The following is a 13,171-nucleotide window of genomic DNA, read 5'->3' on the forward strand; positions in this document are numbered from 1 at the left end:
ATTTCTTGCACCAAACGAAATCTCTCTAAAAAATCATGTTAAAATTACTCTTTCTATTTCAACGTTTTTGATATATTTATTTGCCAACAATTAAAATTCTAATACTTTTCTCATTTTTGTCAAATCTTTTTTAATAATTTAACAAAAAATCACTCATTTAATAACTTTAATACATTATTTAAAGTATCAACAGTTAACTGTCCTGGTGCTGATGAATCATTTAAAGACGCAAAAGTAATACATGAACCAAATTGATAGCCATACAATCTAGTTATTTTACCTAGATTACCCATTGACATCGAAACAATTGGAATTGATAAATTATTTTTAGCAAAGTCAGTAAATTTCATTAAATTTAAAACATCAGAATTATCTTTTGGCATATAAGCAATTTTTGCAATATCAGCTCCATCATTTTGAATTTGAACTAATCGCTTACACATTTCTAGTTTTACCGGTGTTCGATTAAAATCGTGATTACTTTCAATCACTAAAATATTATTTTGATGTGCATTTTGAATGACGTTTTTTATTAAGCTATTTTGATGTGCTAATTCAACATCTAAAAGATCCGGCTTCATTTCAGCAATCATTAGATCCAATAATTTAAAATACTCTGCTTCAGAGTTATTAAAATGGCCGCCTTCATTAACAGTTCTAAAAGTAATTAACAAAGGCAATTTCAATTTCTTTTTTAGTAATTCATTAGCTTGCTTTAGCATTGAAAAATTATGCAAATTATTAAAAAAATCAACTCGCCATTCGACTAAATCAATATGTTGATTATTGTTAATTGCAATGATTGATTGTTTAATATCATCCAGATTATTTGCTGTAATTGGTACTGCAATCATTGGTTTTTTTGCAGTATTTAAATGATTTAAATTCATCTTAATGACCACTATCCTTATTATCGAAAACAATTTTTTTAATATAATCAACTGGCATTTCTTTGCCTGTCCATAATTTAAAAGCCGCAGCCCCTTGTTCAATCATCATTCCTAAACCATTTAAAATATGCTTAACATTAGCCTGTTTGGCAACTTGCATTAATTTAGTTTCTCGTGGTGAATAAACTGTATCAAATACGATCATATCTTCGTGAAACCAACTAGGATCACTAACTAAAGTTTCGTCTTGTAGTGGATTCATTCCCACTGCAGTTGAATCACAATAAATATCACAACTTTTGATTTCATTTTTAAATGATTCTTGATCATTCAAATCAAATAATTGTGCTTTACAATCTGTTTCTGCGTTAATAATTGAAACATTCCTTTTAGCATTGTTCCATTGACTATCATCGCTTCGGTTAAAAATGGAAATTTCTTGCACTCCATCCAACGCTGCTTGAATTGCAATTGGTGTCCCAGCACCACCTGCCCCTGATAAAACCATCTTTTTACCAGTAATGTCTAGGTTTTCATCTGCTAGTGCTTTCATAAAGCCAATGCCATCAGTTGTATAACCAGTTAATGTTCCATCATCATTAACAATCGTATTAACTGATCCCGTAAGCTGTGATGTTTTGTCTAATTTATCCAAATATGGAACCACTTTTTGCTTATTAGGCATCGAAATGTTAGAACCACGCATTCCTAAGGTTCTTAATGCATCGATTCCAGCTTTAATTTGATCACCATCAATATCAAAAACTAAGTATGCATAGTTTAAACCTAACTTAGCAAAAGCATTATTATGCATTGTAGGTGACATACTGTGTCTAATTGGGTATGCCATTAATCCAATTAAAATTGTATGTCCATCAATTCGTTCTACCATAATTATCGACTCCTTAATTTATTAATAATCTCTTTGCTTACAGCTTGTGGTGTCTTATTATCAGTGTGAATTATGTAATCACTGATTGCTTCATATGCTGGTTGGCGTTTAGCTTTTAATTGCAAGATACCATCCATTCCAAGCTTTTCAACTAATGGGCGACCACTTTCTTTTGTTAAACGTTTTAAAATTGTTTCATCAACTGCATCTAGTAAAAAAACAGGAATTGAAGTTGCCTTAAAGATTTGTGAGTTTTGCATGGGCGTGCCACCACCCGTTGATAAAATACCTTCTAAATTCATTGCTTTTTGTAATTGTTGGCGTTCAATTTTTCTAAATTCAGCTTCGCTATGGGTTTTAAAAAAGCTACTAATTGATTCACCAATTTGATTGACAATGATTTCATCTAAATCATGATTATTAACATTTAAACTTTCAGAAAGCTCTCTACCAACTGTAGTTTTCCCACTTCCCATAAAACCAATGATAATTGCTTGCATTTTTATCACTTCTTTTCAATTTGTTTTCTAATCATCTGGGAATGTTGCATAAAATGTTTCAATTTATTAGTATCATTATTTTTTATCATCTTTTTTAGAGCTTTTAGTTCAGTTTCAAATTCATTAATTGAATGCAAAATATTTTTCGAATTATCTTGAAAAATAGCATTCCACATCTCAGCATCTGCCGCTGCAATTCGTGTCGTACTGAGTAATCCGCCACCTACGTTAATATCTTGTAGTTCTTTTCCAATAGTTTGATCAATTGTATTCATTAAAGTAAAAACAATTGCATGTGGTAAATGGCTAATATTGCCAACGATTTGATCGTGTTTATTGGGTGAAATTGTTTTAAAATTGGCTTCACTTTTAGCTAGTATTTCTTCTAATTCACAAACTTTATCTTTTGCAGATTCGCTAGGAACCATAAAATATGTGGCATTTTTAAATAAGCTTAATTTACCTGCTTGACTGCCTGTCAGTTGAGAACCAGCCATAGGATGTCCACCAATAAAATAAATTTGCTTTGCTTCAAAAACACTTGCAGCTTTCATAATCGATGCTTTAGTACTACCAACATCTGAAATAATTGTTCCTGGCTTTAAGTTTAATTGATTTAATTTATTAATTTGCTCAATAATGACATTTACTGGACCAGCTAAAATAATAACGTCTGCTTGAATTGCAGCAGTATTAAAATCAAGGCTAGCATTAATGAATTTATTTCTAAGCATAAAATTAGTATTATCAATTTTAGGATCAAAACCAATTACATAATTACCATTTTTACTAATAACTCTCGCTAAAGAGCTACCAATCAAACCTAAGCCACTAATAAACACTGTTTTCATCATTTCAACTCCTTAACAATTGTTCCAAATCTTTAAAAAATGTTGGATAAGAAATTTTAATTGCATCCGCATGCGCCAAATTAATTGTCTCTTTAAACATTAATGAAGCTACTGCCAAGGTCATCCCAATTCGATGGTCATCATGACTATTCAAATTTTTGTCTACTAAATGCCATTGTGATTGCCCATCAATTAAAAATCCATCAGATAATGCTTTAATAGAAATGCCTAATTTTTGAAATTCATTAGCTACTGTCTCAATTCGATCAGTTTCTTTAAAATGCAACTCTTCGGCTCCATGAATGGTACTAATACCATCTGATTTCGCTGCTAATAAAGCTATTAAAGGTAGTTCATCAATCATTGAAGGGATGTCTGACTTACCAATATGAATGGGTTTTAAATGTTTTACTGATTTTACTTCAATGTCTGCAATAGGTTCTTCATTATCTTGAAAATTATGAAAAGTTATATCCGCATTCATCGCTTTTAAAACTTTAATGATTCCTATTCGAGTTGGATTTACTCCAACTGATTTTAAAATAATATGTGAATTAGGAACGATGGTGGCTGCCACCATGAAAAAAGCAGCAGAAGATATATCACCTGGAATTATAAATGTTTGCCCCTTTAATTGTGAATCAGCGTGTACAATAACTTGATTTTCATTTCGTTCAACTACTTTTCGTTTACCAAATTGATTCAGCATTCTTTCCGTATGATCACGTGTCGTTTGTTGTCCATGAATAATAGTATCTCCATTAGCGTATAAAGCAGCTAAAATAATGGCACTTTTTACTTGCGCACTAGCGATGGGCAAATCATAATCAATTGCGCTAATTTTATTTCCTTTAATAGTCATTGGTAGATGCCCATTACAAGTATCAATTTGAGCTCCCATTTGAGATAAAGGAATGCTAATGCGTTGCATTGGACGTTTAGATAATGAATTATCACCAAAAAGTTCACTTGTAAATGACTGAGCAGCTAATATACCACTCAATAAACGTGTCGTTGTCCCGGAATTCCCCATATTTAATGAATTTTTGGGTGCTTTTAATCCATGCAACCCCTTGCCATGAACAATTATTTTATTATCCAAATTATTAATTGCAATTCCCATCTGTTGAAATGTTTTTATTGTTGTTAAGCAATCATCTGAAAATAGAAAATTATGAATAATACTTTTACCTTCACTAATGGCAGCAATCATAATACTCCGATGTGAAATACTCTTATCTCCAGGTACACTAAGGCTGCCATTTAAGCGTTTGTTTTGGTTACCAATCAATTGTTTCATGTGAAACATCTCCTTAGAATTTTAATAGTTCTGCACGGTAATCCTTAATTTGCTTAGTTAAACGTTTCATATTGCTACCATCAAAGGTTTCAGTAATAATCTTTGCAATCTCAATTGCGACTACGCTTTCAATCACAATAGATGCTGGAACAATTGCCGTAACGTCAGAACGTTCAATATTGGCTTTTCTAATATCCTTAGTATTAACATCCACACTTTTTAACGGCTTGTATAAAGTAGGAATTGGTTTCATTGCCGCTTGAATGACTAATGGCATACCATTAGTCATTCCTCCTTCAAAGCCTCCTAGGTTATCTGAATCTCTGAACCAACCTTGTTCTTCATTCCAATCAATTGGATCCATAACATGACTGCCAAATTCAGTAGCAGCTTTAAAACCTTCACCAATTTCAACACCTTTCATGGCATTAACTCCCATGACAGCACCCGCTAAACGTGCATCAAATTTAGTATTCCAGTTAACATAGCTACCCAATCCAGCAGGAACGTTATCTGCAACAACCTTGATGATTCCGCCTAAAGTATCACCATCTCTTTTAGTTTTATCAATTAAGTTATGAATAGTTTTGACTTTATCATTGTTTAAAACTCTTAGATCATTTTGTTTAATTTTGGATTCTACTTTGGTTGCGGGGATTAATTGATCAATATCAGCATTAACTTGCCCAATTTGTTTTACAAAACCAGTAATAGTAATTCCTAATTGGGATAATAATTGCTTACAAATTGCCCCAATTGCGACACGCATAGCAGTTTCTCTAGCAGATGAACGTTCCAATACATTTCTAAAGTCACGATGATTGTATTTCATCCCGCCAACTAAATCTGCATGTCCTGGGCGAGGACGAGTCACTTTTCTTAATGTATTTTGTGGTGTTTCTTCAGTATTTGGATCCATAATTTCGTTCCAATGTTTGTGATCGCGATTAAAAATAGTTAAAGCAATTGGTGATCCTAAAGTAATCTGATGTCTAACTCCACCAGTTATTTTCACCACATCATGTTCAATTGATTGACGATTGCCTCGACCATAACCGCCTTGACGGGCAGCTAATTGCTCATTAATCGCATCAATATCTAATTTTAATCCTGCTGGAATACCTTCTAAAATGCCAGTTAATTCTGGTCCATGGGATTCGCCTGCGGTTATAAAATTCATAATTAAAACTCCTTTTATTCAATATTCTTTGCTTGTTGCATAATTGTCTGAAAAACATTTTTAACTTCTTTTGGATAATTAGTTGATTGTTCTTCTACTTGTTTTAAAATTATTTGCTCACGATTTTCATCAAAGATTGGCAGATTATTTTGTGCTTTGATTTTGCCAATATCTTTACAAAGATCAAATCGTTTTTCTAATAATGCAATCAATTCATTATTAATTTGGTTGATATTATTGCGTTTTTGTTCTAGTAACATTTTGATGCTTCCTTTCATCCCCGACTGCAATCATTAAGATGATAACTAAAATAGTACTAATACTTGCAATTAAAATATTTAAATTAAAAGCTAATCCAATCCCGCGAATTGAAAGATATCCAGTAATCAAAGGAATCGTTAATGAAGCAATACTGCCAAAAAAGTAAAATAGTCCAGTGACTAAACCACGATGTTTAGGGAATAATTGCATAAAAATCGTGAGGCCCGTTTGCATAACTCCACCAGCAGCTGAGAAACCAAATAATGTACACAAGATTTCAACTATGACCGGATTATCAATCATACTAATTCCAACTAATGATGCTAAAGTCATTAAATTAAGAATAACTACTAACGGTTTTTCCAAAGACTTATGTTTTAATATGAAGGATATTACTAGCACTCCAGTAATTGAGCCTAAACTGTATAATGATAATAAGAAATGTGCTGTGATATTACTAAAGCTTAAAACTTCTTTGCCGTATAAAGTGATCCATTGAGTAAAGACAAGCATAAGTGCCATGGATGTGTATCCATAACCTAATAAAGAAATAGTTGCAATTGTTTTCCTAGGTTTGCTTAATGTAGATTGCTTTATTTCTGCTTGAAAGATTTTATTATTAATCTTTGGAAATTTAATATTTAAAATATTAATAAAATTAATAAAAATAATCGTTGCCGGAATCATAAATGAAAAACCAAACCAAATTTTATGACTGCTTAAGAAGAATACTGCTAAAGGTAGTAAAAAGTCCCCTGCTGAAATAAATGCTTTGATAAATACAGTAGCTCGACCAGAACCATTATTAATTTCAACTAAAGTTGTGTATGTTCCTGCATCTAATGCTGAGTTTCCAATCCCTGCTAAAATCGCTAAACCATATGCCAAAACTAGATTAGAAGCGATCGGCATCAATGCTAAGAAAAAGAAATAGCAAAGCATTCCAATAATGATAAACATTTTACGATTTAGTTTATCCGATAAAATACCTGTAACTGGGTATGCCATTAAACGACCAATTCCAATTCCAGAAATTACGTATGATACAACTGCAATTGATGTGTTCCAACTATTTGCTAGTGATATCATATTTTGAGTTAGTATTACTAAAACCATGCCATGAATAAAGTAGTTAATGAATAAAGACATCGATAGTCTAGTTTTATGACTGACAGTATTTTTTTGATTTGATTTCGATAGTTCCATAATGAAAATCCTCCTAAAAAAAAGAATCGATTAGAATTTAATCTAATCGATTCTTTATAGACTATAATTTATGCAATCGACTAGATTAAAATTAAGTAATCTAATCGAATGATATCAATTATTAACATTCGACTAGATTGATTTAAGTATCTAATCGAATGTTATTTAACAACTCCGCTTAGATACAAGCACTATCAGTACTTGCATCTCAGCAAAGAAATGCAAGTACTAAATAAAGTATGCGAAGTTGCTATAATAATTGTTCATCAAGTTAATCATAAATTATACCCTCCTAAATTTTTAATTAAAATTTCATTAATAAATTATTATAACAATAAATCATGCATATACATTTGTCAAACATCAAATTAAAATTAATGGACTTTATAGATACACCAAATCATCTTCGGTTGATATTTATGAATAATATCAACATTAAAATTAATTATTTTATTGTTAATATATTCATTTAACAAATTTTCGCTAACAATTGAATATCGAAAATTTTCATTTATAAATTTATCTAACACTATTGGTTTGCTCCTATCAAACTCAGCATTTATATTAATATCAAATTCATTCTCAAAATCTTTTAAATATGCAATAGTTGAAGGATGCAATATCATATTTTTTATTTTAATATCATCATTTTTAACTAATAACATCGGCATCGTAGACAAAACAAAAGTGTTAATTATATCCAGCTTATTCCAATATTTATAATTATTGTCCACCCAATTAGATGAACTACTGGAACTTCGATATGCTACTGGAACCAAAATACATTCTCCTTCTAGTTCACTCAAATTTTCATATATATCATCAAAACTATCATGAAGTTGAATATTTATTTTAGGAAAAATTTTATTTTTAACAAACTTTGCTGCTTCATAACTATCGGTTGACTTGGGTCCTAATGTATTTAAAATCATAATATTAATCCTCCAATATAATAAAAAATCGGTTGGAAATAATCCAACCGACAACTAAGAATACTTTTTATCGATTAGATTACTATAAAACCTAATCGAAAATAATTTATTAGATATAACTTAAATTAAATTCGATTATATGTTTGAATATCTAACCGAATTTAAATATAATAACTTCGCTTAGATACAAGTAGATAAGTACTTGCATCCAATATAGAATGCAAGTACTAAATAAAGTATGCAAAGTTATCTTCAAAATTTTTATTAATATTACCTAATAAATTATTCATAATTTTCTCCTCCTTAGTTTTCTATTAAATATAGTTGAAAAATATTATTGGTAATAATAAAACTACCTTTTGTTTTTGTCAAATTGTTTTAATAGAATTATTACTTTTGCATTTTAATCAATAAATGTGAGATAATATTGTTTATGCTATTTATAAGAATAAATAGTTAATATTATGACACTTCAAAATAAAACTAAAAGAATCATTATGTTGTATAATAAATTAATGGTTGCTATTTGATTTAGGAGAGGATTTTAAAAAGATGTCAGACATAAAACTAAGACCTATTTTAATGGAATGGGCACAAGATTATAGTGATGAAATTGTTGACTTAGATTTTATTAGAGAACAACTATCAAATGAACAATTTAACAATTTCATGAAACAAGTCAAAAAACTGGATTTGTTAACAAACACTGAAGCATATAAAATTATTTATGATGCTGCTAAAAATGATCTTGAACTAAATCATATTGATGATTTAGAAAATCGTACCAATCAATTAAGAAGACTAATTGAACTATGTGGTGAATACAGAGAAACACCTAAATTTGTTTTATTCGCTAACATGTTTAACCATGCTGGTTTATCAACAGACGACACTTTTGCGCGTCTAACATATGCTGAATTAGCATTACAAGATTTTGAATAAATTAAAAGAGCATCCAAATTTGGATGCTCTTATTTTTACATATTTTTAAACAAATGGGCGACCACCAGCGGTGATAAAACCAATAATAAATAACAAAATTAATGCACAATATAAACTAATTACCATCCCTTTAGTAAGACGATTTTTAGTTTTTTCAGCAAAATTCATTTCTAGCATTGCAATAAACATTACTGCCGCTAAAACTTTTAAAATTGCAAAAACTGGATTACGATCATAAGCTTTGAAAAATAAAATTGTCCCAGTAACAATAAAAACTAAATAAGTTACTCGGGTAATCATCATGTAAGGCATAAAACCTTTTTTCTTAAAAATTGATAATGATATCAAAGCTATTAAAAGTATTGCGAAAATTAAATGAATCCACAAATACATATAAATTAAACACTCCCGTTAAATTAAACAAAAACAAATCAACTATTTAGATTCGTGTTTATAATCATCATCAATTTCAGATTGATCAACAAACAACGAACCATCAGAATTACGTAAGGGGGTTAAAGTACTTCCATAACCGCCGTATTCAACACCTGTACGTTGGTCGATATAAATGGAAACTCCTGTAAATGATTCTTCAACTAATTTAAATCTTTTAGACAATAAAACTGCCTCCTTGAATTCATCAATAACTAGATAATTATAAATCTATTCTATTGTACATAATAAAACATAAATAATCAAAAAAGCATCAAACTGGTAAATTTCAATTATTTTGATATATTATTATTTAAGGAGGTACAAACTATTAATTACGATGAATTTAAAGCTAAAAAATTAGTGCAGCCATATATTCGTAAACACTTAAATAAATATAGTGTAGATGATAATAAGGATCTAGATTTAATAAAATTTCAGGACTATTTATTTAAAATGTATAAAAATAAAGAATTAAACGAAAGCCAAACTTTATACGTCGCTGAAGATTACTTAACCTTTGAACGATACAAAGATATCAAAGAAGACATCAAAGCACATAAAAAACGACAAGATAGAAAAAATGAACTAGATAATTATTTAAGATTATGGTTTATTTTTGCCACTGGTTTAGTGTTATTTGGCATTGTTTTTAGTATTGCATCCTTTGCTTCATATGAAAACTTTACGGATAGAAAGGTTATACTTTTCTTTTTAGTTTCATCCAATTTACCTATCGCTATTTTCTTGCTAAGCAACATCGTTAACAAAACTCTATATCGATTAAGTTATTCTAAAACTATAACAACATTTATCATCCCAATAATATTTGGAATTACAACCATGAGTTACCGTAAATATTTCCCACAACTAAGTTTCCACAAATACAGAGAAAATGATGTTGTCATCTTAATTTCTGTCACAATGACGTTCTTATTAGCTGTAATTTTCTTAAATTTGCTGTCACTAGTAACCAAAATATTAAAGCATCATTATGAGAAAAAAGGTGAGGATGATTAATAAAAAGGACTAGATTATTAAATCTAGTCCTTTTTTGCTATATCATTTTACTTAAAAATCTTTTAGCTTGCTTTGTTTCTGGATGATTGAAGAAATCATCTGGGGTTTGTTTTTCTTGTAACTTTCCTTCATCCATAAACCAAATTTGATCAGAAACATTCTTTGCAAATTCCATTTCATGGGTAACAATAATCATCGTCATATCTTGATTGGCAAGTTCTTTCATAACATTCAAAACTTCCCCTACTTTTTCAGGATCTAGAGCAGAAGTTGGTTCATCGAACAAAATAACCTCAGGGTCCATCGCTAAAGCTCTAACAATAGCCACACGTTGTGCTTGACCACCAGATAGACTAGCTGGAAATACATTAGCTTTACTATCTAGGCCAACTGTTTTAAGCAATTTATGAGCTTTATTTTCAGCAGCTGCTTTAGTCATTCCTTTAACCTTAATTGGTGCTAAAGTAATATTATCCAAAACACTTTTATTTTCAAATAAATTAAAGCCTTGGAAAACCATCCCAATCTTAGTTCTTAATTGAATTAATTCTTTAGCAGAACTAGATACTAAGTCCTTGCCATTCAATAAAATTTTGCCACTGGTTGGTTCTCCCAACATATTAATGCAACGTAGGAAAGTACTTTTCCCAGCACCTGAAGGCCCTAGCAATGAAATAACATCACCTTTGTTAACTTCAGCAGTTAAATTTTCAAAAATAACATTGTTTTTAAATTTTTTAGTTAAATTTTCAATCTTAATCATTGGTTCCATGGTTAAACTTCCCTTCAAAGTATTTCATCATTCTAGAGATAGCAAATGTGATTATAAAGTAGATCACCATAATAATTGCGATTGGTGCAACTCCTTTATAAGTGTCAGCTTGTACTGCTCTCATTTGATACATTAATTCACCAACCCCAATGGTAGATGCCAATGAACTATCTTTAATTAAAGTAACTAATTCATTACCAAGTGCTGGCCAAATATTTTTGAAAGCTTGAGGTAAAACAATGTATCTCATTGATTGTTTACTTGATAGTCCTAATGAAAGTGCAGCTTCATTTTGACCAACTGAGATTGAGGTAATTCCACTTCTAATAATTTCAGCTACATAAGCACCAGAATTAATTGAAATTGCAACAATTCCAGCTGTTAATGCTGGTACATTAACGACAGCTCCTAACCCAAAGTATACAAACATAATTTGAACTAATTGAGGGGTCCCACGAATGAACTCAATGTAGCAAACCGCAACTGCATGTAATAACCAATTATGACTTAATCTCATTAGTGCAAAAATAACACCAAGAATAATACCAAAAATAACTGAAATAACTGAGATTAAAATAGTATTTTCAATTCCTGAAATAAAGAAATCTTTATATTGCCACATTGAATTAGCAGTTGATTGATTTTTATTATTAGGCATTTCATTAATTGCCGTTGGAATAAACTTATTAGTGTATTGATTGTCTTTTTGTACATTAGAGATTGTTTTATTTGCTGATTGAACTAATGAATTAGCCCCTTTTGAAAAGGCAATATTATTATCTGAGTCACCAGAATGAAGACCTGATGGAATTGTTACAATTCCACTATTATGATTAGCATAGGCTTGCGCAACCGATTGATCCATCGCAACTGCAGAAATTTTATTAGATTTTAAAGCCATGATTAAATCATTAGCGTTTTCCATACCTTTAGTTGAAACCCCAGCTAATTTTTTAACTGAATCATATTGAACAGAACCAACTTGTGCGCCAACTGCTTTACCTTTCAAATCATGATAATCTTTTATTTTATTTTTATCGTCTTTATTGATGATTAATCCAGTACCAGATTTATAATAGCTATTTGAAAAACTAACACTTTTTGCTCTTTGTGGAGTTTTATTTAAACCAGCGATTACCATATCAACTTTATTTGTTTGCAATCCGACTAGTAATGAATCGAATCCCATTGATTTAACTTGCAGTTTAACCCCCATGTCTTTAGCGATTTTTTGTCCTAATTGAACATCGGCACCTTCAACTTCATTTTGACCATCCTTATTACCTAAAAATTCATAAGGTGGATAATCAGGGGAAGTCCCCATTACCAAGGTACCTTTCTTTTTGATGTTAGCTAAATAATGATCACTAGTGTTAGCAGCACTAGCATTAGTAGTGCTAAACATTCCTAATAATCCGATGAAAAATATAAACATAATTGCAATAAACTTAAAATGTTTCATGTGAAACTACTCCCTTCTTCTACAAAATAAAAAAGTCCTCTTGGAAATTAATCCAAGAGGACGATTGCTCGCGATGCCACCTCAATTTTTAGTATTCTCACAAATACTAACTCACGAAGTTATAATAACTTCTGCAGTAACGTTGCGAACGTAACTTTTACTCATTTCAAAGTTAAACTTACAGATACGATTTATTAGATATTATCTTTAGCTCTCATCAATTGCTAAATTCGCTGTAAATAATAATTCTAATAAAATTTCTGTCGATGTTTTTAAAATGTTTAATTAAATAAAAAAGTCCTCTTGGAGTAAAATTCCAAGAGGACGAATAAATCGTGGTACCACCTCAATTTTTAGTACTTTCACAAATACTAACTTACGAAGTATAAAACTTCAGCAATTAACGCAGCTAACGATTTTTTCTACTCATTTCGAAAAATGACTCTCAGGTACGATCCAATTAGGATATTACTTAGTTCCACGACCCTAAGCTTCCTGTAAAATATCTTATAATTAGAATTCCTGTTCAAC

Annotated in this window: 15 protein-coding genes and 2 other annotated features (2 of these 17 cut by a window edge); of the genes, 2 read left to right on the forward strand and 13 right to left on the reverse strand. The window is 30.4% G+C overall.

What is annotated here, in order from left to right; genetic code table 11:
* Window positions 1-71 (reverse strand) — a binding site (T-box leader); it reaches 183 nt to the left of the window's first position.
* A 78-nt stretch (window positions 72-149) separates the two neighbouring features.
* The 9 genes from aroD to C7N71_RS05010 form a co-directional block, all read right to left on the reverse strand.
* Window positions 150-890 carry a type I 3-dehydroquinate dehydratase gene (gene aroD / locus C7N71_RS04970; RefSeq protein ID WP_105988030.1) on the reverse strand — a complete coding sequence of 247 codons (741 nt, stop codon included), beginning with the start codon at window positions 888-890 and terminating at the stop codon, window positions 150-152.
* Between the two features lies 1 nt (window position 891).
* The gene (locus C7N71_RS04975) at window positions 892-1,782 is read right to left on the reverse strand and encodes a shikimate dehydrogenase (RefSeq protein WP_105988031.1); all 891 of its coding nucleotides are present in this window, start codon (window positions 1,780-1,782) and stop codon (window positions 892-894) included.
* 2 nt (window positions 1,783-1,784) lie between these two features.
* On the reverse strand, window positions 1,785-2,282 hold the full coding sequence (locus tag C7N71_RS04980) for a shikimate kinase (RefSeq protein WP_105988032.1): 498 nt from the start codon (window positions 2,280-2,282) through the stop codon (window positions 1,785-1,787).
* Window positions 2,283-2,287: 5 nt separating this feature from the next.
* The gene (locus C7N71_RS04985) at window positions 2,288-3,133 is read right to left on the reverse strand and encodes a prephenate dehydrogenase (protein ID WP_157944359.1); all 846 of its coding nucleotides are present in this window, start codon (window positions 3,131-3,133) and stop codon (window positions 2,288-2,290) included.
* A 4-nt stretch (window positions 3,134-3,137) separates the two neighbouring features.
* Window positions 3,138-4,433: a 3-phosphoshikimate 1-carboxyvinyltransferase gene (aroA, locus tag C7N71_RS04990; protein WP_105988034.1), complete on the reverse strand. Its 1,296-nt coding sequence runs from the start codon at window positions 4,431-4,433 to the stop codon at window positions 3,138-3,140.
* A gap of 13 nt (window positions 4,434-4,446) precedes the next feature.
* Window positions 4,447-5,616 carry a chorismate synthase gene (gene aroC / locus C7N71_RS04995; protein WP_167387720.1) on the reverse strand — a complete coding sequence of 390 codons (1,170 nt, stop codon included), beginning with the start codon at window positions 5,614-5,616 and terminating at the stop codon, window positions 4,447-4,449.
* Between the two features lie 11 nt (window positions 5,617-5,627).
* Window positions 5,628-5,873: a chorismate mutase gene (locus C7N71_RS05000; RefSeq protein WP_157944360.1), complete on the reverse strand. Its 246-nt coding sequence runs from the start codon at window positions 5,871-5,873 to the stop codon at window positions 5,628-5,630.
* The gene (locus tag C7N71_RS05005) at window positions 5,848-7,080 is read right to left on the reverse strand and encodes an MFS transporter (RefSeq protein ID WP_105988037.1); all 1,233 of its coding nucleotides are present in this window, start codon (window positions 7,078-7,080) and stop codon (window positions 5,848-5,850) included. The genes C7N71_RS05000 and C7N71_RS05005 overlap by 26 nt, the downstream gene beginning before the upstream one ends.
* Before the next feature lie 374 nt (window positions 7,081-7,454).
* On the reverse strand, window positions 7,455-8,012 hold the full coding sequence (locus C7N71_RS05010; RefSeq protein ID WP_105988038.1) for a hypothetical protein: 558 nt from the start codon (window positions 8,010-8,012) through the stop codon (window positions 7,455-7,457).
* A 552-nt stretch (window positions 8,013-8,564) separates the two neighbouring features.
* Here C7N71_RS05010 and C7N71_RS05015 point away from each other — a divergent pair.
* Complete coding sequence (locus C7N71_RS05015) at window positions 8,565-8,954, forward strand: hypothetical protein (protein WP_105988039.1); 390 nt, start codon at window positions 8,565-8,567, stop codon at window positions 8,952-8,954.
* A 45-nt stretch (window positions 8,955-8,999) separates the two neighbouring features.
* Here the strand turns inward: C7N71_RS05015 and C7N71_RS05020 are convergent, their stop codons facing one another.
* Window positions 9,000-9,347: a DUF1516 family protein gene (locus C7N71_RS05020; RefSeq protein ID WP_105988040.1), complete on the reverse strand. Its 348-nt coding sequence runs from the start codon at window positions 9,345-9,347 to the stop codon at window positions 9,000-9,002.
* Window positions 9,348-9,389: 42 nt separating this feature from the next.
* Window positions 9,390-9,572, reverse strand: a complete 183-nt coding sequence (locus tag C7N71_RS05025) for a DUF6440 family protein (RefSeq protein ID WP_105964301.1) — start codon at window positions 9,570-9,572, stop codon at window positions 9,390-9,392.
* 177 nt (window positions 9,573-9,749) lie between these two features.
* Between C7N71_RS05025 and C7N71_RS05030 the strand changes: the two genes are divergently transcribed.
* A complete protein-coding gene (locus C7N71_RS05030) occupies window positions 9,750-10,406 on the forward strand; it encodes a hypothetical protein (protein ID WP_105988041.1) in 657 nt (218 codons plus the stop codon).
* Between the two features lie 37 nt (window positions 10,407-10,443).
* On the opposite strand, the gene C7N71_RS05035 is transcribed toward C7N71_RS05030, so the two are convergent.
* Window positions 10,444-11,178, reverse strand: a complete 735-nt coding sequence (locus C7N71_RS05035; RefSeq protein WP_105988042.1) for an amino acid ABC transporter ATP-binding protein — start codon at window positions 11,176-11,178, stop codon at window positions 10,444-10,446.
* A complete protein-coding gene (locus C7N71_RS05040; RefSeq protein WP_105988043.1) occupies window positions 11,162-12,640 on the reverse strand; it encodes an ABC transporter substrate-binding protein/permease in 1,479 nt (492 codons plus the stop codon). Before C7N71_RS05040 ends, C7N71_RS05035 begins: the two co-directional genes overlap by 17 nt.
* A gap of 317 nt (window positions 12,641-12,957) precedes the next feature.
* Window positions 12,958-13,171 (reverse strand) — a binding site (T-box leader) (it continues 8 nt past the right edge of the window).

It is taken from the genome of Apilactobacillus timberlakei (genome assembly GCF_002993965.1).
GTDB classification, from domain to species: Bacteria; Bacillota; Bacilli; order Lactobacillales; family Lactobacillaceae; genus Apilactobacillus; species Apilactobacillus timberlakei.

Excerpts from the sequence above, each read along its gene's own strand:
- aroD (WP_105988030.1), bottom strand. The coding sequence starts at position 890 with ATGAATTTAAATCATTTAAATACTGCAAAAAAACCAATGATTGCAGTA.
- C7N71_RS04975 (WP_105988031.1), bottom strand. The coding sequence starts at position 1,782 with ATGGTAGAACGAATTGATGGACATACAATTTTAATTGGATTAATGGCA.
- C7N71_RS04980 (WP_105988032.1), bottom strand. The coding sequence starts at position 2,282 with ATGCAAGCAATTATCATTGGTTTTATGGGAAGTGGGAAAACTACAGTT.
- C7N71_RS04985 (WP_157944359.1), bottom strand. The coding sequence starts at position 3,133 with ATGAAAACAGTGTTTATTAGTGGCTTAGGTTTGATTGGTAGCTCTTTA.
- aroA (WP_105988034.1), bottom strand. The coding sequence starts at position 4,433 with ATGAAACAATTGATTGGTAACCAAAACAAACGCTTAAATGGCAGCCTT.
- C7N71_RS05000 (WP_157944360.1), bottom strand. The coding sequence starts at position 5,873 with ATGTTACTAGAACAAAAACGCAATAATATCAACCAAATTAATAATGAA.
- C7N71_RS05005 (WP_105988037.1), bottom strand. The coding sequence starts at position 7,080 with ATGGAACTATCGAAATCAAATCAAAAAAATACTGTCAGTCATAAAACT.
- C7N71_RS05010 (WP_105988038.1), bottom strand. The coding sequence starts at position 8,012 with ATGATTTTAAATACATTAGGACCCAAGTCAACCGATAGTTATGAAGCA.
- C7N71_RS05015 (WP_105988039.1), top strand. The coding sequence starts at position 8,565 with ATGTCAGACATAAAACTAAGACCTATTTTAATGGAATGGGCACAAGAT.
- C7N71_RS05020 (WP_105988040.1), bottom strand. The coding sequence starts at position 9,347 with ATGTATTTGTGGATTCATTTAATTTTCGCAATACTTTTAATAGCTTTG.
- C7N71_RS05035 (WP_105988042.1), bottom strand. The coding sequence starts at position 11,178 with ATGGAACCAATGATTAAGATTGAAAATTTAACTAAAAAATTTAAAAAC.
- C7N71_RS05040 (WP_105988043.1), bottom strand. The coding sequence starts at position 12,640 with ATGAAACATTTTAAGTTTATTGCAATTATGTTTATATTTTTCATCGGA.